Genomic DNA, 22,906 nt, shown 5'->3' with positions numbered 1-22,906 from the left:
GGGCACTAGCCAAACGGCGTTGTCGGGAAATCCCGCAAACTTCTGCGCTCAACCACTAAACCCGAGTTGCCCTGGGCCGATACCTCAGGGTGTCGGATGCGTTGTACCCGGTGCGGCATCTCGCCGTGCCGGCCACGGAAAGGCCCAATGATGAGCGACTCGGTAGGCATGTACCTCAACGAGATCGGAACGGTGCCACTTCTGGACGCCGACGACGAGGTCGAACTGTCCCAGGTCATCGAGGCAGGCGTCGAAGCCCGTCGGCGCAAGGAAGCCGGTGAGCGGGGACGGGGCCTCGACCGTGCCATCGCCTCAGGGGCCGCGGCAAAGGACCGCTTCATACGGGCCAACCTCCGCCTCGTGGTCAGCGTCGCCCGCCGCTACCCACTGCCCCCGGGGATGGAACTGCTCGACCTGATCCAGGAGGGCAACCTGGGCCTCGAGCACGCGGTCGACAAGTTCGACTGGCGCAAGGGTTTCAAGTTCTCCACCTACGCCACGTTCTGGATCCGCCAGGCGATCGGCCGTGCACTCGATCAGAAGGCGTCGCTCGTGCGACTGCCGGGCGACCGCTCCGCCAGCCTGCGCTCAGCGCTGCGCGTTGTGTCAGGCGACGGTGACGAGCTCGACGACGAGCACGCCCGCCTGCATCGCCTCACAACCCCCACATCGCTCGACCGCACCGTCGGCGACGACGACTCCAACGAGCTCGTCGACCTGATCGCCGACGCCAAGCCGGGCCCCGAGGCCCTCACACTCGACGCCGAACACGAACAGTGGCTGCACAGCCTCCTCGACGTGCTCGACCCGCGGGCCCGCACCGCCGTGGAGCGCCGCTTCGGTCTCTGCGACGGCCAGCGACGTAGCTACCGCGAGGTCGGCGAGGAGCTCGGCGTGACCGCCGAGGCCGCTCGCCGACTGGTCAAGCGAGCCGTGGTTACCGTCCGCGACAACGCCATGGCCACCACCGGCGGGCCGAACTAGGCAAACCACACCGCCCCCGGCCTGCGGCGGGCGTCAATCGACTTCGGCCCGCGCATGGGTGACTTGTACCCTCTTGGGCGATGTCGAGCACTGGTACTACCCCCGAACGCCCTGCATGGACGCCCGATTCGTGGCGCTCGCGCACCGCGCTGCAGCAGCCCAACTGGCCTGATGAGGGGGACCTCGACTCGGTTCTGAAGGCGCTCTCCGCAGTGCCACCACTCGTTTTCGCTGGCGAGGCTCGGGCGCTCACCTCGGACCTGGCCCGTGTGTCCGCCGGCGAGGCGTTCCTGTTGCAGGCCGGTGACTGCGCGGAATCCTTCGATTCGTTCTCTGCGGACTCGATCCGCGAGCGCCTGCGCGTGATCCTGCAGATGGCTGTGGTGCTCACCTACTCCGCAGGCGTTCCAGCCGTGAAGGTGGGCCGCATCGCCGGCCAGTTCGCCAAGCCCCGCTCATCTGACACCGAGACCGTGGACGGCGCGGAGCTGCCCAGCTTCCGCGGCCACATGGTCAACGACATCACCTTCAACGAGACAGCCCGGGTGCCCTCCGCACAGCGGCTTCTGCACGCCTACAACCAGTCGGCATCCACACTCAACCTGCTGCGCGCCTTCACCAAGGGCGGATTCGCGGACCTCAACCGGGTGCACCAGTGGAACCAGGAGTTCGTGTCTGCCAGCCCGGAGGGTCGCCGGTACGAGCGCCTCGCGGATGAGATCGACCGGGCCATGCGCTTTATGCGTGCCACCGGGATCGATCCCGCCACGGTGCCGGGCCTGCACGAGGTCGACTTCTACACCAGCCATGAGGCACTCGTGCTCGGCTACGAGGAAGCCCTCACCCGCAAGGACTCACTCACCGGCGACTGGTACGACTGCTCGGCACACATGGTGTGGATCGGCGAGCGCACCCGGGGCCTCGAAGACGCCCACGTGGAGTTCTTCCGCGGCATCTCGAATCCGGTCGGCTGCAAGGTCGGCCCCACGATGTCAGCGGACGAGGTCCTGCAGATGTGTGCGCTGCTCAACCCCGACCGCGTGCCCGGCCGCCTCACATTGATCACACGGATGGGTGCCGACAGGGTCGAAGAAGGGCTGCGGCCGCTGCTGGCCGCCGTTCGCGATGCGGGGCATCCGGTCGTGTGGACCTGTGACCCGATGCACGGGAACACGTTCACCGCGCCATCGGGGCGCAAGACCCGCCACTTCGACGCCATCCTCGAAGAGATCCGGGGCTTCTTCGCGGCACACCGCGCCGAGGGCACCTGGCCCGGCGGCGTGCACGTGGAGCTGACCGGCGACGACGTCACCGAGTGCCTCGGGGGTGCGGAGGACCTGCTGGATGACCAGCTGGGGCTTCGCTACGAGACGATGTGCGATCCCCGCCTCAACGGCCGCCAGAGCGTGGACCTCGCGTTCCGGGTCGCGGAGCTGCTCCGCGGCGACTGACGTTTCGGTCCCCGGCCCTCCCCGGCGGCACCCCAGCACTGGTTGCACGTCGAAGCAGCGGCACAGGTCACAGCGCTGAATTGTTGACCGCACGGGTCGGGTTTCGGTAGAAATACGACCAGTCCGGTCGGGTTTATGTCCGGACAATCGCTGAGCCAACAGCTCCAACCCGAGGGGTCCGGATGACAACCATCGAGATCGACACAGGCGGCGACGTCGACATCGACAGCATCGACCCCGGCATGGTGGGGGACATCCGCAAGTTCGAGCGCGTGCTCGCCCGCTACCTCGCGGATGAGGTCGACGAAGACGTCTTCAAGGTCTTCCGCCTCGCCAACGGCGTCTACGGCCAGCGCCAGGGCGGCCACAACCAGATGCTGCGCATCAAGGCCCCCTACGGAGCCATCACTGCGGACCAACTCGACCGCCTCGCAGCCGTTTCAGAGCGATACAGCCGGGGCTGGGGCCACCTCACCACCCGCCAGAATGTCCAGTTCCACTACGTGCAGCTCGAAGAGGTGCCCTCGGCACTGTGGGACCTCGCAGCGGTGAACCTCACCACACGCGAGGCCTGCTCCGACACCGTGCGCAACGTAATGGGCTGCCACCTCGCCGGTGCATGCCCCAACGAGGTGCTCGACATCCAGCCATGGGCAGAAGCGGCGTTCCGCCACTTCCTGCGCAACCCGATCTCGGCCCGGCTCCCCCGCAAATTCAAGATCAACTTCTCGGGCTGCGTGACCGACTGCGGCCAGGCGATGTTCAACGACGTCGGCGTCATCGCGATCAACCGCACCGCGGACGACGGCACCACGGAGCCGGGCTTCAGGGTCTACGTGGCCGGTGGCCTCGGCGCCAACCCGCACCCAGCGGTGGCGCTCGAGGACTTCACCACCCGCGAGGAACTGCTGGCCACCCTCGAGGCATGCGTACGGGTCTTCGAACAGGCCGGCAACCGCAAGAACAAGCTGCGGGCCCGCATGAAGTGGCTCGTGGACGAGCTTGGCATCGACGAACTGCGCGATCGGGTGCTCACATCGCGCAAGTTCCTGATGGCCTCGGCAACCTGGCCAGAGGGCATCCCGCCCGAGGTCGAGCTCGCAGGCGACACCCCGGCCGGCCACGGCACAGGACCCGTGACCGCCATCGGCCAGGGCGTGCCGGTAACCCTCAGCGGCACCAGCGCCCTCAGCCGATGGGACCAGGCCAACGTGGTGCGAGGCGTTGCCAACGGCACCGTGTCGGCACTCGCATGGAGCCGACTCGGTGACGTGACCGCGGATCAGTTCCGCGGCATCGCCGCCCTGGCCCGCGAGGTCGGCGCGGAGGTACGCATCACCAACCGGCAGAACTTCGTGCTGCGCCAGCTCAGCGAAGACCAGCTCGCCCTGGTGCACGAGCGCCTAGAATCACTCGGCATGGCCCAGCCCGGTGCAGAACTCGCACGCGACGTGGTCGCCTGTCCGGGCGCCGACACCTGCAACCTGGCCATCACCCAGAGCCGCGGCCTCGCCTCGGCCATCGGTGAGGCCCTCGAGGCAGCCGGACTGGCCGAACTCGACGGCGTGCGCACGAATATCTCGGGCTGCACCAACTCGTGCGGCCAGCACCACATCGCCGACATCGGGTTCTTCGGAGCCGAGCGCCGGGCGCATGGCCGCTCGGCTCCCGGCTACCAGATGCTGCTCGGTGGCTACATCGGCAACGAGCAGGCCGAGTTCGGCCGCAAGGCCCTGCGGCTGCCCGCCAAGTCAGCCCCCGAGGCCGCTGTGCGGGTCATTGGCCGCTACGCCAACGAGCGAGAGGTTGGCGAGGCATTCGGTACCTGGCTCGAGCGGGTAGGCGGCGCTACGACCGTCGCCCAGGGCCTAAGCGACCTCGACGTGTTCCCCACGCCCGAGGACAACGAGGACTTCTACGTCGACTACGGCGAGACCGGCCCCTATGAGGCCGAGGTCGGCGACTCGGAGTGCGCAGTATGACCGCCACGGCCAACACTTCACCCTCCGGCGTCACCGCTCTGTCGGTCGGGTCGGAACCGGTGTCGGGCGCAGAACCGGCGCCCGGATTGTTCACCCCGGCCAGCTTCACCGACGCGGAGATCGAGGAACTCAACACCGAATTCGAGTCGGCACCGGCGTCAAAGATCATCCGCTGGGCATCCGACAACTTCGGCCCGGCACTCTCGCTCGCTGCCTCGATGACCGACGCAGTACTGATCGACCTTGCGGTGAAGGTGCAGCCGGCGATCGAAGTCGTCTTCATCGACACCGGCTACCACTTCCCGGAGACGCTCGACACCGTCGAAACCGTGCGCCGGCGCTACGGCCTCAACCTGCGGATGATGACGGTCCCCCACCACGACGAAGCGCTGTGGGAAGCAGACCCGGAGAACTGCTGCTCGGCGTTGAAGGTCGGCCAGCTCGACAGAGCCCTCGCAGGCAAGGCCGCCTGGATGTCAGGGCTGCGCCGCGAGGAGGCCGAGAGCCGCAAGGACTCCCCCATCGTCGGCCGCGACCTCCGCGGGCTGATCAAGGTGAACCCGCTCGCCAACTGGTCCGGCGCCGACATCGCCGCGTACATCGAGGACCACGACGTGCCGGTCAACCCGCTGACGAAGCAGGGATACCCCTCGATCGGCTGCATGCCGTGCACCCATCCCGTCGCCGAGGGCGAGGATCCGCGCTCCGGTCGCTGGGCGGGGCGCGACAAGACCGAGTGCGGCCTGCACATCGCGTGAGCCGCTGAGCGGTCCGGCCGACCGGTCCGCCCCTCCGGCGCGGGCGGACTTTGACATCCCACCAGCCACGCCGGATCATGGCGGTCGTGAATGACACGCCCGTGAACCGTTCGACCGCCGCTGCCGAGGTCGTCTCAGGGCTGTCCTCCAGTGCGGTGCCGACCCGGCTGATGATCCTGGGTCTCGCGCACACCGACGGCACGGTGCATGGCACCGAGCTGTACCGAGTGGCCACCGAGTGCGGCATCTCCATCGAGACCGTCCGGTCAGCGATCCGGCGCCTGATAGCAGAAGGCCTGTTCAGCCGCGAGGGTGAAGGGCGCGACGCCTTGTTTCCCGCCACCGAGGCCGGCCGGTCCGCTCTGGAGGTCACGCAGCAGCGCCACCTGCTCGCCTATGCACAGGATGCTGCCGGGCGGGGTTGGGACCTCAAGTGGCGCGTCGTCAGCTTCGCGATCCCCGAGTCGATGCGCACCGAACGCGACCAGTTCCGCGACCACCTCCTGGCCCTCGGCGGAGCACCGCTGCAGCCGGGGTCCTACATCTCACCGCACCGGTGGGAAGACGAGGTGCGCGCAGATGCCGAGCGGCTCGAAATCACGGGCCATGTGAGTTTGATGACCACCGACGACCTCGACCTCGGCGGAGTCACCAATCCGCGCGAGCTCGCCGCCAACCTGTGGGACCTCGACTCGGTCGCCGACGCCTACAGGCGTTTCATCGAGACTTACGCGGAGGTACCCGCGCGCCTCGAAGAGATGCGCGACCGTGGCGAGCGCCTCAGCGAGCAGGACTTCCTGCCCGGTGCACTGCACATCGCGATCCGGTTCAACGAGTGCTTCGAGTCGGACCCGCTATTGCCGCCCGAGCTGCTGCCGAAGCCGTGGCCCGGCCGCGAGGCCCGCGACCTGCTCGCGCGCTGTCGTCGCCTCGGGGTGCTGGCGCGCAGCGAGAAGTCAGGTCCCGCCCTGTTCACCGTGTTCGACGACGCCATCGCCCACCTGCCCTGAGCTGCCCGAGGCGCCCGCGTTTCGCCGCTTCGCCTTGTACATCTCGGCATCGGCGGCACCCACGAGCGCGTCGACCCCCTGGCCAGCGCGGAACACCGTGGTGCCGATGCTCAAACCCACTCCCTCACCACCGACCGACAGCGCCTCCATGCGCGCCGACACCCGGCCGGCCACGGCGTCGATCTGCTCTGGCGACTCGAGACCTCGGCACAGCGCCACGAACTCGTCACCACCCACCCGTGCCACCTCGTCGCCCTCGCGCACCGACTGCGACAGCGCCTCAGCCACCGCACGCAGCACCTCGTCGCCGGCAGCGTGCCCGAAACGGTCATTGATTGTCTTGAACCGGTCGACATCGCAGTAGAGCACCCCGACCCTGCCGACCTGCTGGGGAGAACCGACACACACCCCGAGCAGGCGGTAGAACTCGTCGCGGTTGAGCACACCGGTGAGTGAGTCCCGACGGGCCCTTTCGTGGAGTGCTGCCTCAGCCCGGCACCGCCGCATGCTCGAGAGCACGAGAAGACCCAGCAAGCTGACCGGCTCGGTGTTGATCTCGTCCCAGGAGCCGAGTCCTCCCTCGAAGCCGAGGCGGAGCACGGCCCGTGGCCGCTCCGCCGAGAGCCGCATCTCGACGGTGGCGTCGAGCCCGGCGTCGATACAGTGCTTGGCACCCACGTGGCCGGCTGCCGCAGACAGGTCGCTGCACATGCAGGCACCAGTCGATCGACCGCATGCGTCGAGGCAGACCTCGTCGAACGTTGCCCCGATCTGGGCTATCTGGCCGGGCGTCCAGTCGTCGCGCGAACGCGCAGCCCAGCTCGCCTCGATCCGCAGGGGCCCCGCGTCGTGCTCCGACCATGCGATCTCCACGACGCTGGCGCCGAACAGGCCACACAGCGATTGCAGCAGGTGCTGGGTCACGTCCCCGACGTCATACCAGTGCGCCTTGGCGAACTCGACGGAGGCGAAGTGGATGAGCTGCTGAAGGGTGGCCTGGCGGTCGGCAAGTTCGTCCCGCTCAGCCACCTCCCGTACCGCCAGCACCATCCAGGCACCACCCGGGCCGTCGACTGCCTCGGTCGTGATCTCACACGCCACCCACTTGTCGTCGGTCGCACGCAGCCGCACCGTGATCGGTCCGTGGTAGCCGCCCCGTGCGGCCAGCGCATCGAGTGCCGGCATGATCGACCGGGCATCGGCCGGGTGCACGAACTGCAACAGGTGGTACTGGCGGTGCGGACTCGGCTTGAGCGCCAGTATGCGCTCGGAAGCGGAACTCGCGAAGCGGATCTTCCAGCCCGGATCGATGACCACTGCCATGTCCGGACCCGCACGCCCGGCAAGGCACGCGAGGTCACGCAGCGAGGCTTGATCAGGCACCCTCCGCCCAGCTTTTCCGCCCACGTCCCGTCTCCAGCCCGCCGTTGCCGCTACCGCACTTTCACCATGCCAGTCTCACAGCGAGTCTGCGACACCACAACGCTTTCACGAACGGAGTTCGGTGACATGTGTCGCATGCGCGCGGACTCCGACCGGCTTCAGACCAGGTGGTCCACGAATCCTTCGAGTTGGCGCAGGTTGCGGCACTCGAAAGTGCCGTCGCAATGAACGCCGTACTCCCCCACGATCGAGTCGCCCGTGTCCCAGTAAGCCTTGGGCTCGGGGTTGAGCCAGTAGACGTGGCGTGCCTTGTGCCGCATCTCCTTGACCACCCATGACTGTGACGCGTGGTAGTTGTTCCGGGCGTCGCCAAGGATGATCACGGTGGTCTTCGGGCCGATGTCCTTGCCGTGCGCCTGCCAGAAGACCTCGAAGGCGTGTCCGTAGTCGGAGTGGCCGTCGACCCACACCACGTCGGCTTCGGTGTTGACCCGGTGGATCGCTTCGAGGATGTCCTCGGTTCCCTCGAAGAAGCTGGTCACCTCATCGATGCCGTCGATGAACACGAAGCTGCGCACCTTGGAGAACTGCCCCGCGATGGCGTGCACGAGGTGCAGAGTGAAACGGGCGAACGCGGCCACGGAACCGGAGATGTCGGCGATCACGAAGATCTCGGGCTTCGTGGGCCGCGGGTAGCGGAACTTCGGCTCGGCCGGGACACCGCCGTAGCTGAGCGAGTGGCGCACCGTGTTGCGGAAGTCGAGCGGCCCCTTGCGGCCATGTCGGCGCTTGCGGGCCAACCGCACCGCCAGGCGCCGGGTCAGCGGCTGGAGTGCCTTGCGTAGCGAGATCATCTCCTCGCGGCTCGCGTGCATGAAGTCGATGTCCTCCGGCAGCGGCTTGCGCAGCGTCTTGGCCATCGCCTCCACACCACGGTCGGCCACGAGTCGGCGCCGGATCTCCGCCTCGACCTCCTGTTTGAACTGCTCGATGCGGTGTTCGAACTCGTCCTTCTCGAGGCGCTCCTCCAGCGGAGTCAGCGGCTCGGGTGACTGCTCTCGGGCAGCCTCCATGAGCTGCTCCATCATCGCGTCGAGGTCCAGGTTCCGAAGGGTGCGGTACAGGTAGTAGGTGCCGCCCACCGGGCGCCCCGGCTCCATGCCCGCGTAGCGCTTCACCGACTGACGGGCGGCTGCGCGCATCATGCCCTGATCCGCGCGCTGGAGTGACTGGAGCAGCATCTGGGCGAGCTCCTCGGGGGTCAGGTTGTCGCCCGCTCCCCCGCCCTGGCCCTGGCCTTCACCCTGGCCGTCGCCCTGGCCCTGGCCTTCCATGTCGTCGAGCTCGGAAGGGTCGAGGTCGCCGTCTGCCTCCTCGCCAACCGCGTACTGGCTGCCGCGCAGCGAGAAGTACACCTCGAAGACGGTCTCGAAGGCCCGCCAGTGGGCATGGTTCTTCACCAGCGTGGCTGCGAGCGCGTACTTGAACGCCTCTCGGTCCTCGATCGGGATCTGTTCGACCGCCGCCATTGCATCGAGGTTCTCGGTGAGGCTCACCGGCAGGCCGGCCTCGCGCAGCTCCACGATGAACCCACTGAGCAGGTCCATCAGGGCCTTGCCCGTGCCCGCGTTGGCGGCAGCTTCTAGCTCCGCGTCGGCGTCGGCAGCGGGCGCGTCGGTCACTTGGACGACCCCTCGAACGCCTCGGAGTCCGCTGCGAACTCCTTGACGGCCTTCGCGATGTCGGTCTGGTACTTGAGCAGGATGTTTGCGGTCGACGCGGCCGTCTCCTCGTCGATCTGGTCGACGCCGAGCAACATGAGCGTGTTGGCCCAGTCGAGGGTCTCCGACACCGACGGCGACTTCTTCAGCTCGAGCTGGCGGATCGAGCGCACGATGCGGGCGACCTGGTCGGCCAGGGACTCACTGATGCCCGGCACCTTGGTGGAGACGATGAGCTTCTCGCGTTCCATGTCTGGGTAGTCGACGTGCAGGTAGAGGCAGCGACGCTTGAGCGCCTCGGACAGCTCGCGGGTGTTGTTGGAGGTGAGGAACACCAACGGGATCTGCTTGGCAGTGATCGTGCCCAGCTCGGGGATCGACACCTGGTAGTCGGAGAGGATCTCGAGCAGCAGCGCCTCGGTCTCCACCTCCACGCGGTCGACCTCGTCGATCAGCAGCACCACCGGGTCGTCCGCGCTGATCGCCTCGAGCAGCGGACGCGTGAGCAGGAACTCGTCGGAGAAGATGTCGTCGGAGATGTCTGCCCAGCCGGTGTCGTCGTCGTCGGACTTGGTGGCCTGGATGCGCAGGAGCTGCTTCTTGTAGTTCCACTCATACAGCGCCTTGGACTCATCGAGCCCCTCGTAGCACTGCAGGCGGATCAGGCGGGCGCCGAGGATCTCGGAAACCGACTTGGCGAGCTGGGTCTTGCCGGTGCCTGCCGGACCCTCCACGAGGATCGGCTTGCCGAGACGGTCCGCCAAGTACACGATGCCGGCGATGCCCTCATCGGAGAGGTAGTCGACTTCTGCCAGCTTCTCGCGCACCTCGCCAACGGTGTCGAAACGGGGGTCGCTGGCCGGAAGGCCGGTGCCGGGGGACGTATCGCTGCTCATGGCCCGAGGTTAGCTACGCCCTTGACCGATCGGTCAAGCGAGATGCCACCGACCTGCTGGGGCAGTTCGAACGCGCCTACTGGCGCAGTTCGAACTCGGTGTCGGAGGCGTTGACCGCCTGCGGCTCGACGAAGTCGGACACCGTCATGCGCCCCGCCGCACTGCCCGGTCGGTCCTGGAACCAGAGAACCTCATCGTCCACGTCGGTGAGGGGTACCGTCACCGCCGCCCCGTCGCCTTCCACCTGTCCCTCGCCCGCCTCGGCCACATACAGCAGCCCGGGCTCGGAACCCTCGGATACGCGTTCAGCCGTCGAGGCTCACGTTGGTCCGGGACGCGCCGACCTTCTGCGGCGTGCCACCGCCGACGGTCACAGTCGCCTCCGCATTGTCCGGCAGCAGCGCCTTGAGCACCACCCTGGAGGCACCCGGCGATGTCTGGAGGTACAGGTCCACCTCGACGGGCACCGCACCGGCCGAGGTGCCCGGCATCGTCTGGACCGCCACAACCTGTCGGGTGACCGACAGGGAGTGCAGCGGCAACGGCCCGGAGGTGTGGTCCACCTGCAACCCGGTCCCGCTGCTTGCCGGGCCCACCGAGAACACCGACGTCTCGTTCGCAAGCGGGACGAGTTCCACCTCCGCCGAGTCCTGGGAAGTCATGCCGGTGAGGCTGATCTTCACGGGGTGGTAGTCCGCTCCGCCGTCGTCCACGAACATCGAGACATCCGACATCAGCCATGGAAGCGGCTCGGTGCCTTCCCGGTGGTCGCCGGCGGAGGCAGAGAACGTGAGCGAGCCATTGGGCTGGTCCCAGGCCGGGTCGGACACTTCCACCACTTTGCCGAGTCCGTCGCCGCCGTCGTGGCGGATGACGGCGTTGGGTGGGTCGTCAGCGAAGCCGAGCCCATTCCACTGGCCCACGAACTCGGAGACCCGCATCTCACCGGAGGAGCGTCCGGGACGGTCCTGGAACCACAGCACCTCCGTGTCGACTCCGGTGAGCGTCACGGTGACGGTGGGCCAGTCGCCTTCGATCTGCCCGGCCTTCGCACCGGCCACGTACAACAGCCCCGACACCGGAGCCTCCGGCGTCGTCGGTCCGGTGGTCAGCGGCTCCTCGACGGCGGCCTCCTCGCCGATCGAGCCCTCGGTGGCGACATCTGCAGCCTGGGTCCCCGCACACCCCGCTGCAAGCAGGGCGAGCAGCGCGACGAGCCCGGCAACCACGCACAAGGCCGACCGCTCTCTCGTGCTCGTGGTGGCGCAGCGGGCTGTCACCCCGTCCACGCTACGAACCCACCGGGCGGATTCCTCCGAACAGCCGGTGACTCAGCGCTACTGGTGGCGCATCACGCGGGCGAACTCGGCTTCCACGTCGAGCGGCGGTGGGGTGCCACAGCGCACGCTGAAGCCGGCCAGCGACCCCGGCGCGCGGTCGGCGGGGTCGTAGCTCTCTGTGACTGGAAACGGCCGGCCGTAGCCGATCGTGAGGAACGCACCGTCCGGCGCCCACGCAAGTGGCACCGCACGGCCGAGACGGCCACGGCCGATCTCGTTGCCGTCGGCCGACAACACGACTTCGAGGTCACCTTCGAGCGTGATCCCCTCGGCTCCCAGCACGCTCGCACCATCAGGCACCGCTGCGCCGACCTCGACAGGACCACCGAATCCGCCCATCACCCAGCGAAGCTCACCGTCGGCCAGGTACATGGCCCAGCCGGCGTTCCAGTCGCCCTGCTCGGCGAGCACGCCGGTTGCTCCTGGCGCCAGTGGCTCGGTGAACGTGGCCGCCATCTGGAACCCGCCCGCGATGTTGGGGCCGTTGACCTCGTGCACCTTGTCGCCCGGAGCGAAGAAGAAGTCGCTTCGCCACGCGGTCCACGGCACCCGCATGTGGGCGATCCGGTGCGCGGCGCCGTCATCCAGCGGGAACACGTCGTTGGCCTCGGCCTGCGCGAACCATTCCTGCACCAACTCGGCCAGCAGGTCGGGGCGCTCCTCGGCGAGGTCGGTGGTCTCCGAAGGGTCGTTCGCGGTGTCGAACAGCGCCCAACGGTCGGTGGCGAAGTCGTGGCTCCCATCCATCAGGTTGCGCTCATTGGCGGTCAACTGGTTGACGTGGTCCGTGACCGCCTTGAAACCGTCGCGGTAGATGGCCCTGCTTCCCCAACACTCGAAGTACTGGAGGTTCCGGCCCGGTGCGTCGGGGCTGTCGAGCATCTTGCGCAGGCTCCGGCCGTCGAAGCTCATCTGCTCGATGCCGCCGACCTCGGTGGGAAGCTCGATGCCGCACAGGTCGAGCACGGTGGGCAGCACGTCGACCACGTGTGCGTACTGGCCGCGCAGCTCGCCCGCCGCGTCGATTCCCGGCCCAGAGATGAGCAGCGGGTCGCGCACGCCACCCTCGAACGTGTAGCGCTTCCAGCGACGGAACGGGGTGTTGCCGGCCAGCGCCCAACCCCACGGGTAGTGGCCGCTGCTGCGCCAGCCGCCGAGGTCGTCGATGCGGGACAGTTCCTCGTCGAGGTCGTCTTCCTCGTCGGAGATGTAGTGGCCGAGCTGGTTGTAGGTGCCGTGCGGGCCACCCTCGCCGGAGGTGCCGTTGTCGGACACCAGCACCACGATCGTGTTGTCGAGCTCTCCCTCGGCTTCGAGGTGGTCGAGCACCCGGCCGATCTGGTGGTCGGCATGGCTGGTGAATGCAGCGAACACCTCCATCATCCGGGCGTACAGGCGCTGGCGGTCGGGTTCGAGGGTGTCCCAGTCGGGAACCCAGTGGGGGCTTTCGGAGAGCTCGACGCGGGGATCGACGATCCCCATCTCCTTCTGGCGGGCGAGGGTGTCACTGCGCCATGCATCCCAACCATCGTCGAAGCGGCCGCGGTAGCGCTCGATCCACTCCGGGGGCGCCTGGTGGGGGGCGTGGGGCGCGGCGGTGGCGTACCACATGAAGAACGGCCGCTCGGGATTCGCGAGCCGGTGTCGGCGGTGGAAGTCGATCGCCTCGTCGGCCAGGTCGACATCCAGGTGGTAGCCGTCCTCCGGGTCGGCGGGCGGCTCGATGTGGGTGTTGTCGCGGACCAGGTTGGGGGTCCACTGGTTGGTCTCGCCGTTGAGGAACCCGTAGTAGCGGTCGAAGCCCTGTCCGAGCGGCCACATGTGGAACGGCCCGGCATCGCGCTGGTCACGAGGCACCAGGTGCCACTTGCCCACGCAGTAGGTGCCGTAGCCCTCGCCGCGCAGGATGTGCGCCATCGTGGCCGCGTTGTCGGGGAACTCCCCCGTGTAGGCCGAGAAGTTGGTGGGCAGGTCGGGCAGCATTCCCATGCCGACACGGTGGTGGTTGCGGCCGGTGAGCAGACAGGCCCGGGTGGGCGAGCAGATCGCAGTGGTGTGGAAGTTGGTGAGCCGCAGGCCGCGCTCGGCGAGCCGGTCGAGGTTGGGTGTGTCGAGGTTGGACCCGTAGGACCCCAGGTGGGCGAAGCCGAGGTCGTCGAGCACGATCACCATCACGTTGGGCGACTCCGCGCTGAACGGCGCCGCAGACTGCTCGTGCTCGACCATGGCCATCGAAGGCGGTGTGCGCGGATCCAGTGCCGGGTCTGCCCCGTTGGCGTCACTCATCGACCGTCACCCCGCATGCCGCCGCGTACTCGCCGAAGAGCTGGCGCTTGTGGTTGCCGATCACATCGCGGTTGCGTGGCGCCGCCGATGCCGCCTCGGCCACGGCCACGTCGATCAGGTCGTCCACCGGCACCTCTGCGTCGATGATCCCGAGTTCGAGCGCCGCCGCTGAGTCGTAGCGCAGGCCGGTCAGCATCGCGTCGGCTGTCGCACGCCTTGGCAGGCGGGCGGACACGACGGCGGTCATCTCCGGGGTGAGCGGCAGACCGAGGTCGACCTCGGGGAGACACCAGTAGCCGCGCTCGGTGCGCATGAACCGGCGGTCGGCGGCTGCGCTCAGCATCGCCCCGGCGGCGAAGCAATGGCCGTTGATCGCGAACGTGGTCCACACGGGCAACAACAGCATCCGCCCCATGAGGCGGTGAACGCCATCGAGGATCTGCGGCCCCTCCTCGGGGGCCTCGCGGAACCGGTCGAGGTCGAGTCCGTTGGAGAAGAACTTGCCGGTGCCGGTCACCACCAGGGCGAGCGGGCCTTCCCTGCCGTGCAGGTCATCCAGCAGGGCGTGCCATTCGGCCACGGAGTCGAGGTTGAAACGGTTCTCGCCGTCGTCCCAGCGAACCAGCAGGACGCCGTCGCCGGGCTCCTCGATGTTGAGTATTGCCACCAGTGACTCCATGGTCGGTGCGTCATTTGATCGGGCGCTGACGCTACCAACATCCGCCCGCCACACGATGGGACCCTCCGGGAACACTCTGGTATCGTCGTCTCCTGAACACCGTTAACCAACCCGGTGGACCACCGGACAGCCGTACCGCCGATGGCGTACAGGGGGCACTAGAGATGACCGACACCTTCGAGATCACCGGGCATGTGACCAACGAGGGCAACCAGCCCGACCTCTCGGGCAACCTGTTCCCCGTCGCGGATGAGGTCGACATCGCCCGCTGCACCGTCGAGGGCGAGATCCCCGCCGGCCTGCGTGGCTCGTTCATCCGCAACGGCCCGAACCCGGTGTTCGAGCCCACCACCCGCTACCACATGTTCGACGGCGACGGCATGATGCACGGGTTCACCTTCTCCGACGAAGGCGTGTCATACCGCAACCGCTGGGTCCGCTCCCGGGGCCTCACCCGCGAAATCGAGCTCGGCAAGCCGATCTACCCCGGCCTGGGCGACGTGCTGCACTTCCCCGACCGTGACCTCACCGGCGATGCCGGCCCGGTCAAGAACCCGGCCAACACGCACATCATCCGCCACGGTGGCAAGTGGCTGGCCCTCTGGGAAGGCGGCATGCCGACCGAGGTCACCGAGGGCCTCGACACGGTCGGCGAATGGGACTTCGACGGCCGCCTCAAGGGCTCCATGACCGCCCACCCCCGCATCGACCCGCGCACCGGCGAGATGATCTTCTTCGCCTACTCGCTGTTCGCGCCCTACCTGCGGTACTACGTGGCCGATGCCGCCGGCACGCTGGTCCACTCGGTCGACATCGACCTGCCCGCCCCCGTGATGATGCACGACATCGTGATCACCGAGGAGCACACCGTGTTCCTCGACTCCCCGATCGTGTTCAACATGGACAGCCTCGGCGACGGACCGATGGTCAGCTGGAAGCCCGAGAACGGCACCCGCATCGGCGTCATTCCCCGCATGGGCGACGTCGAGGACCTCAAGTGGTACGAAATCGAGAACGGCCACGTGCAGCACTTCTGGAACGGTTGGGCCGACGGCAACGTGATCCAGTTCAACGGCTCGCGCTTCGCCCACCCCGAGTTCGGCATCGACGGCACTGCGGAGCTCGACGAGCGCATCGCCGGCAACGAGGCCGGAAGCCCCGCCAACTTCTACGTCGACCTCGACGCCGACAAGGCCTGGTGGGAGCCGATGGACGACATGCACGGCGACTTCAACCGCATCAATGACGACTACCAGGGTGTGCGCACCGACAAGCTCTACATGTCGGCGTTCGTGGCCGAGGGTCGCACCACGGGCGACTTCGACACGATCGTCAAGTACGACACGGACAGTGACACCCGCACCGAATGGTGCTCCGGCGCCGACGGCCACGTCGGCGAGTCGGTCTTCGCGCCGGACCCGCACGGCTCCGCGGAAGACGACGGTTGGCTGGTCAACGCGGTGTACTACGACGAGTCGGACCGCACCGACGTGGTCGTGCTCGATGCGAAGGACGTTGCTGCCGGCCCGATCGCCACGGTCAAGCTCGACCGCCGCGTGCCCTTCGGCTTCCACGCCAACTGGTTCCCCGCCTGAACGAGTCCAGGCACGACCAACTGGTTGACGCTGGCATCGGGGCAGGACCGAGTGCCTTGCCCGCTCAGGTACGGATCTGGCCGTCGCCCATCACCACGTACTTGGCGGTGGTGAGCTGGCGCAGGCCCATCGGGCCCCGCGCATGCAGCTTCTGGGTCGAGATCCCGATCTCGGCGCCGAAGCCGAATTCCTCGCCGTCCACGAAGCGGGTCGACGCATTCACCAGTACTGCGGCCGCGTCCACCTCCTTGGTGAACCGTGCTGCTGCGCCCAGGTCATCGGTGATGATCGCCTCGGAGTGACCCGACGAGTGCTCGTTGACGTGGTCGATGGCCTCGTCCAGCGTGTCGACCACGCGCACGGACATCTTCATGTCGTGGTACTCGGTGTCCCAGTCCGCCTCGGTCGCCTCGCCCATCGTGGGCACGAGTGAGCGGGCGCGGGCATCACCCACGAGCTCCACGTCGGGCATCGCATCGGCCAGCTCCGGGAGGAAGTCGCCGGCGACCGCGCTGTTGACGACCAGCGACTCCGCCGCGTTGCACACCGATGTGCGCTGGGTCTTGGCGTTCACCACGATCGAGCGGGCCGACTCGAGATTGGCCGCCTCGTCGACGTACACGTGGCAGTTGCCATCGCCGTCGATCACGTAGGGCACGGTGGCGTTGTCGAGGATGGACTGGATCAGCGACGCACCACCCCGCGGAATCAGCACATCGATGTAGCCACGCTGCTGCATGAACTCCACGGCTGCCTCGCGCGAGGTGTTGTCGACCACGATCACCGAGTCCTGGGGCAGGCCTGCCTTGGCAACAGCCTCACGGAGTACCCCTGCGATGGCGAGGTTGGAGTTGATGGCACTCGCGGAGCCCCGCAGGAAGGCCGCGTTGCCCGACTTGAGGCACAGGCCGAAGGCGTCCGAGGTCACGTTGGGGCGACTCTCGTAGATGATCGCCGCCACACCGAGCGGCACCCGGACCTGAGAGATCCGGAGCCCGTTGGGGCGCACCCAGCCCTCGAGCACCTCGCCCACCGGGTCGGCGAGGGCTGCCACCTGGCGCAGGCCGCCGGCCATACCCGCCACGCGGTCCGTGCTGAGGCGGAGCCGGTCGACCAGGCCGGCGGCCACACCGTTGGCCTCGGCGGCCTCGAGGTCGGCCTCGTTGGCCACGATCAGGTCCGCGGCGCGCTCCTCGAGCAGGTCGGCAGCGGTGAGCAGCGCCTCGTTCTTGGCGTCGGTGGATGCCTTGGCGAGCTCCCTCGCCGCGGCCTTGGCGCGCCTGGCGAGTTCCGGGATCGGTGTGGGACTCATGGGCCTCGATGGTACTTGCCGTCGCCGATGCGGCCCCAGCCCCTCCGGCCGCCGCTCACCTGAGGCATCAAGCCTGCAAAGTAGCCTCGCCCTGTGGTTGCCAGCGCGCTCGAACCCGTGATTGCGTCGTACATCGGCGCAATCACCGGCGCGCTCGATGCCATGGACGACTCCGGATTCGAGATGGAGGTCACCAACGAGGCCTTCAATCTGAGCGCCGCCATGGTCGATGCCGACGGTCGCCACACCGACGACGAGCTCGACGCCCTGATCGACGTGTTCGGGCCCCGCATGCCCGGAACCGACCTGCTGCGTGCCACCGCGGCGGACCTGCGGGGATCGACGCTCGTGAAGGGGAAGCGCGAGTGGCTGGACTCCGACACTGAGCTGTTCAAGCTGCTGCTCGACGCCGATGCGCGCGACGGCACCAGCCACGCCGATGACTACTACGAGCACACGATGGCCGTGGCCCATGTGATCGCATCGCTCGATGTGGTCACATCCGCCGACGAGCTCAAGGCGATCGCCAACCTGCGTTCGCGGCTGCTGGCCGGGTTGCGTGGCCGCGGCGACACCGGGGTGAGCCTCAAGCACGCAGTGAGCGAACCGACCGACCGGCCCCTCGAGGAGCTCCTGGCCGAGTTGGACGACCTGGTGGGCCTCGAGGCCGTGAAGGACCGGGTGCACCTGGTGGCGGACTTCCTCCGGGTGCAGCAGCTCCGCTCGGAGCGAGGCCTCCCGACCATCGAGACGTCACACCACCTCGTGTTCACCGGCAACCCGGGCACGGGCAAGACAACTGTCGCCCGGCTGCTCGCCCAGGTGTTCGCCAGCCTGGGGGTGGTCGAGGAGGGCCACCTCGTGGAAGTCGACCGGTCGGGTCTCGTGGCCGGATACGTCGGCCAGACCGCGCCGAAGGTCACCGCTGCATTCGACGCCGCCGATGAGGGCATGCTGTTCATCGATGAGGCCTACACACTCGTGCGGGGCGGCGCCAACGACTTCGGGCGGGAAGCGATCGACCAGGTTGTGAAGCTCATCGAGGATCGCCGCGACAGCGTGGTGCTGGTCGTCGCCGGCTACCCAGCGGAAATGGATGACTTCCTGGCTGCCAACCCCGGACTTCGGTCCCGCCTGCCCACCGTGATCGAGTTCCCCGACTACTCGACCGACGAGCTCCTCGCCATCGTCAACCTGATGGGAGACAAGCAGCGCTACCACCTCTCAGACGATGCAGAGTCCGCCCTGTCGGCCTTGCTCGACTCGGTTCCGCGCGACAAGGGGTTTGGCAATGCGCGACTGGCGCGCAACGTCTATGAGGCAGCGGTCAACCGCCACGCAGCACGACTGGCAGCGGCCGGGCTCGACTCACCGACCGAGGAGCAACTGACAACACTGGAGCCTGAGGACATCCCGCCCGACGCCGAGTCGATCGATGATCCACCTCAGCGCCGCAAGCCCCCGGAAGGCAGCACACCGAGCGAAGGCACCAGGTGAAACGGTTCGTCGCGGTTCTGGGTGCTGTGATGATGGTGCTGGTCGCGGTCCTGGTGCGCGGGATGATCGACAGTGAATCCGACGGTGCGGGCAGCCCCGGTGACGGGGGCGGAGAGCTGACAGAGTTGGTCTGCGGGCCCGCGCTGCTGGAGGCGTGCAACGAGCTGGCAGCCGAGTCGGGCGCGGAGGTGACCGTGACCGTGCAGGACGAGGCCGATACAGCGATGGCGCTGGCTACCGGGGAACTGGTGTTGGATGGTTCCCTGGCCTGGCTCGCGGCGGGCCCGTGGCCCGAGATCGCAGGCGCGGGTGGGGCCGAAATGCCCGAACTGGCCGGATCGGACGTGCTGGCTCACTCCCCTGCCGTGATCGTTGCACGCAACGACCGCATGGCTGCGATCAACACCGCATGTGGGTCCGCCAACTGGTCTTGCGTCGGCGATGCAGCCGGCGGCCAATGGACCGACCTCGCCGGTGACCCGACCTGGGGACGGCTGGAAGTGGCGTTGCCCGAGCCAGACGCCGGCGACGGCACCGTGGCGGTCAACCAGGCGGTCGCCTCGCGGGTGGGATCAGCGGACTATGCCACCAACGACCTGGATGACCCGGCGGTCGAGCCCTGGTTCGAGAACCTCGCCCGGCAGTCGAAGGAGAACTCGTCGGGTACGTCTCCGCTCACGCAGTTCCTGCGTGTACCGGGGAGCCTCGGCGTGGTCGGAGCGCTCGAGGCCGAGGCGATCAGCCAACTCGAGACCGCAGCCGCGGCCGATGAGCTGTCGACCACCATCGCAGAACCCGTGGCGATGGCCGAGGTGAGTCTCTGGGCGGGATCCGACGCTCTGGTGGAGTCGGCTCTGGGCAGACTCGGGGGCATCGGCACCGTCCGCTCAGCCCTCGAGGGTTCGGGCTGGCGCAGTGGCCCCGCGGACTCCACGGGACTACCGGCACCAGCGGTGATGTCAGCGGTCAACAGCAGATGGGAACAGGCATGAATCGACGCATCGGTTGGATCATCGGTTTCGTGGGGGTCGTGGCGCTCATCGTGGCGGCATGCGGCGGCTCTGACGACGATCCCTTCAGCGCCAGCGGTGCGGGTGACTCCGCAGTGACCGGTGATGCGGGCAACTGCATCCTGGTGGATGCCGCCGTGAGCTCCGAGAAGATCGAGCTGCTCACCGAGCTGGCCAACGACTTCAACTCCACCGACGCCGCAGTCGACGGCGAGTGCGTGTTCGTGGACGTGCGCTCCAAGGCGTCCGGCGGCGCTGCCACGGCGCTGGCGGAGGGCTGGGACGAGACCACTGACGGGCCGCGGCCGGTGCTGTGGTCGCCCGCGTCGAGCGCTTGGGGGGAGGTGCTCAACCAGAAGCTGGCGGACAACGGTGAGGCCCCGATGGCACCCGAGGACCCGGCGCCGTTCATGCTCACACCGCTCGTGATAGCAATGCCCGAACCCATGGCAGAGGCGCTGGGCTGGCCCGACACGCCGATCGGGTGGGCCGACATCCTCGAACTCGCCCGCTCCCCCGGAGGATGGGCTGCGAAGGGCCACCCGGAGTGGGGGCCGTTCCGGCTCGGCAAGACCAACCCCAACTTCTCGACATCGGGGCTGTCGGCGCTGATCGCGCAGGCCTACGCGGCAACCGGCAAGACCACCGACCTCTCCCTCGAGGACCTGGCCCGGCCGGAAGTGGTGCAGTACGGCACCGACATCGAGTCGGCGGTGGTGCACTACGGCGACATCACGCTCACATTCCTCGACAACTGGTACCGGGCCGACCAGCGCGGCACCGCCCTCACGTACGCCTCTGCGGTGGCCGTCGAGGAGAAGTCGGTCATCGACTACAACCAGGGCAACCCCGACGGCGTGCTCGAACCCGGCGAGGAGGCCCGCCCTCCACGCACTCCGCTGGTTGCGATCTACCCCACCGAAGGCACGCTTTACTCCGACAATCCGCTGTTCGTGCTCGATGCCGAGTGGGTGAGTGAAGAGCAGGCCGCGGGAGCCGGGCTGTTCGCCGAGTTCGTGTCGAGCGCGGAGAACCAGGAGAAGGTGCTGGAGTTCGGCTTCCGACCGGGCAACCCCGATGTGGCACTCGGAGCACCGGTCGACGCGTCCAACGGTGTCGACCCGTCACAACCCCAGACGCTGCTGGACGTGCCCGACGGCGCCGTGCTGGTGGGGCTGCTCGACAACTGGGCTCTGCAACGCAAGGTGACCCGCGTGATGCTCATGCTGGACGTTTCGGGCTCCATGGGTGGCCCAGCCGACCCCGCCGATCCCGGTGGAGCGACCAAGCTCGACCTGGCGATCGAGGCGGTGCAGGACGGCCTCGATCAGTTCCGCGCCGAGGACCAGGTGGGGATCCGCATCTTCACCACCGGCCTGGGCGCCGACGGCACCGCCGGCTACCTCGACCTGGCACCGGTGTCACCCGTCGGGCCGGACCGGGAGCGACTCGTCAATGAGGTGTCCCGGCTGGTTCCGCTCAACGGCACGCCGCTGTATGCCGTCACCGGTGACAGCCACGCACAGATGGTCACCGAGTACGACCCCACGCTCATCAACGCGATCGTGTTGCTGAGCGACGGGGAGAACGACGTGGGCGGAGGCGCCGACGACGGTGAAGCGTTCGACGCACTCATCGAGCAGCTCGAATCGTCGTCCAACGGCGAGAACGCCACCCCCGTGCGGATCTTCACGATCGCCTACGGTGCTGACGCCGATACCTCGGTGCTCGAGCAGATCGCCGAGGCCTCCAATGCCACCGCTTACCAGGCGACCGATGCGACGACGATCGACGACGTGTTCAGCGCCGTGGTGAGCAACTTCTGACCGACCATGTCATTCCGCGACCGCTTTTACACCCCCAAGGTGGCAAGGGCCATCACCTCGCCATCCGCGATCCTCGCCACCGGCGGGGGCGCCGCTGTGGGGATCCTGGTGGGACTCGGGCCGATCGGAGCGGTTGTGCTGGGCGCCGCCGCCTACGGAGCGCGGGTGCTGGCCGCCGTTCCCCGTGATGACAAGCGTGACGCAGTGGCCCCGCGCAGCCTCGACCAGCCGTGGCGGGGCGCAGTCGAGCAGGTGCAGGACGCGAGGCGGCGCTTCGACGACGCCATCGACACCCTTTCGGAGGGGCCGCTGCGGGAGCGGCTCGACGGGGTGGCCGACAGGCTGGATGTGGCACTGGCCGAGGCGTGGCGCATCGCCAAAGCCGGCAACGTGCTGTCCAAGGGTCGCAAGCGGATCGACACCACGCGCATCACGGCCGAACTCGACCACGCCCGCGCACAACCCGGTTCGGCGCGGCGCGGTGACACCATCGCCGCGATGGAGTCTCAGCTGGCGTCGGCAGCCCGCATCGACACGACCATCGCCGACACCTACGACCGGTTGCTGCTGCTGGACGCCCGCACGGACGAAGCGGTGGCCCGGGCGGTCGAGATCTCGGTGTCGCAGTCGGACCCCGATGCCGTGCAATCGCTCGAAGGTGACGTCACCCAGATCGTCGGCGACCTCGAATCACTGCGGCTCGCGATCGAAGAGACATGAGTGACATCGAGGATCCCACCGGGGAGGCCCTTGTCGAGGGGGCCGACATCGGCGCGGGGCTCGACGAACCACGACGCCGACGCAGCCTGATCGGTTCCAGTGTGGCACCGGCGGTCGGCACCGCCCTTTCACGGGCCACCGGTCTGCTGCGCGTGAGCGCACTCACCGCCGCCCTCGGGCTCACATCGGTCGCCGACACCTACAACCTCGCCAACACCACGCCCAACATCCTCTACGAGCTGGTGCTCGGCGGGGTGCTGTCGTCCACCCTCGTGCCGCTGTTCATCCACGGCGACAAGACCGGTGGCGACAAGACCGGTGGCGACAAGACCGGTGGCGATGACCCCGGCGACGATGACCCCGGCGACGATGACCCCGGCGACGATGACCCCGGCGACACAGCCTCTGCGCTGATGACCGTGGCGTTCGTTGCCGTCACCGTGCTGTCGGTGCTGG

General features: G+C 68.0%; 19 protein-coding genes. 11 read left to right on the top strand and 8 right to left on the bottom strand.

Annotation, left to right across the window (positions count from 1 at the left end):
- Positions 1 to 150 precede the first annotated feature (150 nt).
- The 5 genes from GY812_02545 to GY812_02525 all read left to right on the top strand — a co-directional run bounded on the left by GY812_02545 (position 151) and on the right by GY812_02525 (position 6,185).
- Positions 151 to 984, top strand: coding sequence for a sigma-70 family RNA polymerase sigma factor (locus GY812_02545; protein MCP4434363.1), 834 nt, complete (start codon positions 151 to 153; stop codon positions 982 to 984).
- An 80-nt stretch (positions 985 to 1,064) separates the two neighbouring features.
- On the top strand, positions 1,065 to 2,435 hold the full coding sequence (locus GY812_02540; protein MCP4434362.1) for a 3-deoxy-7-phosphoheptulonate synthase class II: 1,371 nt from the start codon (positions 1,065 to 1,067) through the stop codon (positions 2,433 to 2,435).
- 182 nt (positions 2,436 to 2,617) lie between these two features.
- Positions 2,618 to 4,417 (top strand): nitrite/sulfite reductase, encoded by a 1,800-nt coding sequence (locus GY812_02535; protein MCP4434361.1) that lies wholly within the window; start codon positions 2,618 to 2,620, stop codon positions 4,415 to 4,417.
- Positions 4,418 to 4,455: 38 nt separating this feature from the next.
- On the top strand, positions 4,456 to 5,175 hold the full coding sequence (locus tag GY812_02530) for a phosphoadenylyl-sulfate reductase (GenBank protein ID MCP4434360.1): 720 nt from the start codon (positions 4,456 to 4,458) through the stop codon (positions 5,173 to 5,175).
- An 86-nt stretch (positions 5,176 to 5,261) separates the two neighbouring features.
- Positions 5,262 to 6,185 carry a transcriptional regulator gene (locus GY812_02525; GenBank protein ID MCP4434359.1) on the top strand — a complete coding sequence of 308 codons (924 nt, stop codon included), beginning with the start codon at positions 5,262 to 5,264 and terminating at the stop codon, positions 6,183 to 6,185.
- Here GY812_02525 and GY812_02520 read toward each other — a convergent pair.
- The 7 genes from GY812_02520 to GY812_02490 all read right to left on the bottom strand — a co-directional run bounded on the left by GY812_02520 (position 6,132) and on the right by GY812_02490 (position 14,478).
- Positions 6,132 to 7,568 carry a GGDEF domain-containing protein gene (locus tag GY812_02520; GenBank protein ID MCP4434358.1) on the bottom strand — a complete coding sequence of 479 codons (1,437 nt, stop codon included), beginning with the start codon at positions 7,566 to 7,568 and terminating at the stop codon, positions 6,132 to 6,134. The genes GY812_02525 and GY812_02520 overlap by 54 nt on opposite strands.
- 158 nt (positions 7,569 to 7,726) lie before the next feature.
- On the bottom strand, positions 7,727 to 9,178 hold the full coding sequence (locus GY812_02515) for a VWA domain-containing protein (GenBank protein MCP4434357.1): 1,452 nt from the start codon (positions 9,176 to 9,178) through the stop codon (positions 7,727 to 7,729).
- A gap of 68 nt (positions 9,179 to 9,246) precedes the next feature.
- The gene (locus GY812_02510; GenBank protein ID MCP4434356.1) at positions 9,247 to 10,185 is read right to left on the bottom strand and encodes a MoxR family ATPase; all 939 of its coding nucleotides are present in this window, start codon (positions 10,183 to 10,185) and stop codon (positions 9,247 to 9,249) included.
- A 76-nt stretch (positions 10,186 to 10,261) separates the two neighbouring features.
- Positions 10,262 to 10,453 (bottom strand): hypothetical protein, encoded by a 192-nt coding sequence (locus GY812_02505; protein ID MCP4434355.1) that lies wholly within the window; start codon positions 10,451 to 10,453, stop codon positions 10,262 to 10,264.
- Positions 10,454 to 10,490: 37 nt separating this feature from the next.
- Positions 10,491 to 11,465: a hypothetical protein gene (locus tag GY812_02500; GenBank protein ID MCP4434354.1), complete on the bottom strand. Its 975-nt coding sequence runs from the start codon at positions 11,463 to 11,465 to the stop codon at positions 10,491 to 10,493.
- Between the two features lie 57 nt (positions 11,466 to 11,522).
- Complete coding sequence (locus tag GY812_02495; GenBank protein ID MCP4434353.1) at positions 11,523 to 13,811, bottom strand: arylsulfatase; 2,289 nt, start codon at positions 13,809 to 13,811, stop codon at positions 11,523 to 11,525.
- Entirely contained in the window at positions 13,804 to 14,478 is a 675-nt protein-coding gene (locus GY812_02490; protein ID MCP4434352.1) for an enoyl-CoA hydratase/isomerase family protein, read from the bottom strand. The genes GY812_02495 and GY812_02490 overlap by 8 nt, the downstream gene beginning before the upstream one ends.
- Before the next feature lie 176 nt (positions 14,479 to 14,654).
- On the opposite strand from GY812_02490, the gene GY812_02485 reads away from it, so the two are divergent.
- A complete protein-coding gene (locus GY812_02485; protein ID MCP4434351.1) occupies positions 14,655 to 16,085 on the top strand; it encodes a carotenoid oxygenase family protein in 1,431 nt (476 codons plus the stop codon).
- Positions 16,086 to 16,149: 64 nt separating this feature from the next.
- Here the strand turns inward: GY812_02485 and GY812_02480 are convergent, their stop codons facing one another.
- Complete coding sequence (locus GY812_02480) at positions 16,150 to 17,397, bottom strand: glutamate-5-semialdehyde dehydrogenase (GenBank protein MCP4434350.1); 1,248 nt, start codon at positions 17,395 to 17,397, stop codon at positions 16,150 to 16,152.
- A 93-nt stretch (positions 17,398 to 17,490) separates the two neighbouring features.
- Here GY812_02480 and GY812_02475 point away from each other — a divergent pair, with 93 nt between their 5' ends.
- The 5 genes from GY812_02475 to GY812_02455 all read left to right on the top strand — a co-directional run.
- Positions 17,491 to 18,894, top strand: a complete 1,404-nt coding sequence (locus tag GY812_02475; GenBank protein ID MCP4434349.1) for an AAA family ATPase — start codon at positions 17,491 to 17,493, stop codon at positions 18,892 to 18,894.
- Entirely contained in the window at positions 18,891 to 19,886 is a 996-nt protein-coding gene (locus GY812_02470; GenBank protein ID MCP4434348.1) for a hypothetical protein, read from the top strand. The genes GY812_02475 and GY812_02470 overlap by 4 nt, the downstream gene beginning before the upstream one ends.
- Positions 19,883 to 21,730 carry a VWA domain-containing protein gene (locus GY812_02465; protein ID MCP4434347.1) on the top strand — a complete coding sequence of 616 codons (1,848 nt, stop codon included), beginning with the start codon at positions 19,883 to 19,885 and terminating at the stop codon, positions 21,728 to 21,730. The genes GY812_02470 and GY812_02465 overlap by 4 nt, the downstream gene beginning before the upstream one ends.
- A gap of 6 nt (positions 21,731 to 21,736) precedes the next feature.
- A complete protein-coding gene (locus tag GY812_02460; GenBank protein ID MCP4434346.1) occupies positions 21,737 to 22,450 on the top strand; it encodes a hypothetical protein in 714 nt (237 codons plus the stop codon).
- A partial coding sequence (locus GY812_02455) for a hypothetical protein (GenBank protein MCP4434345.1) occupies positions 22,447 to 22,906 on the top strand: 460 nt, incomplete at its 3' end. The genes GY812_02460 and GY812_02455, both read left to right, overlap by 4 nt.

Source organism: Actinomycetes bacterium, from assembly GCA_024222295.1.
Lineage (GTDB): Bacteria > Actinomycetota > Acidimicrobiia > Acidimicrobiales > Microtrichaceae > JAAEPF01.
Note: the sequence above shows the minus strand (reverse complement) of the source record. Positions and strands in the feature narration are given on the sequence as shown.

Bases quoted from the DNA above. Each gene is read 5' to 3' on its own strand.
- GY812_02465 (MCP4434347.1), top strand. From the start codon at position 19,883: ATGAATCGACGCATCGGTTGGATCATCGGTTTCGTGGGGGTCGTGGCG.
- GY812_02495 (MCP4434353.1), bottom strand. From the start codon at position 13,811: ATGAGTGACGCCAACGGGGCAGACCCGGCACTGGATCCGCGCACACCG.
- GY812_02485 (MCP4434351.1), top strand. From the start codon at position 14,655: ATGACCGACACCTTCGAGATCACCGGGCATGTGACCAACGAGGGCAAC.
- GY812_02545 (MCP4434363.1), top strand. From the start codon at position 151: ATGAGCGACTCGGTAGGCATGTACCTCAACGAGATCGGAACGGTGCCA.
- GY812_02535 (MCP4434361.1), top strand. From the start codon at position 2,618: ATGACAACCATCGAGATCGACACAGGCGGCGACGTCGACATCGACAGC.
- GY812_02540 (MCP4434362.1), top strand. From the start codon at position 1,065: ATGTCGAGCACTGGTACTACCCCCGAACGCCCTGCATGGACGCCCGAT.
- GY812_02510 (MCP4434356.1), bottom strand. From the start codon at position 10,185: ATGAGCAGCGATACGTCCCCCGGCACCGGCCTTCCGGCCAGCGACCCC.
- GY812_02480 (MCP4434350.1), bottom strand. From the start codon at position 17,397: ATGAGTCCCACACCGATCCCGGAACTCGCCAGGCGCGCCAAGGCCGCG.
- GY812_02460 (MCP4434346.1), top strand. From the start codon at position 21,737: ATGTCATTCCGCGACCGCTTTTACACCCCCAAGGTGGCAAGGGCCATC.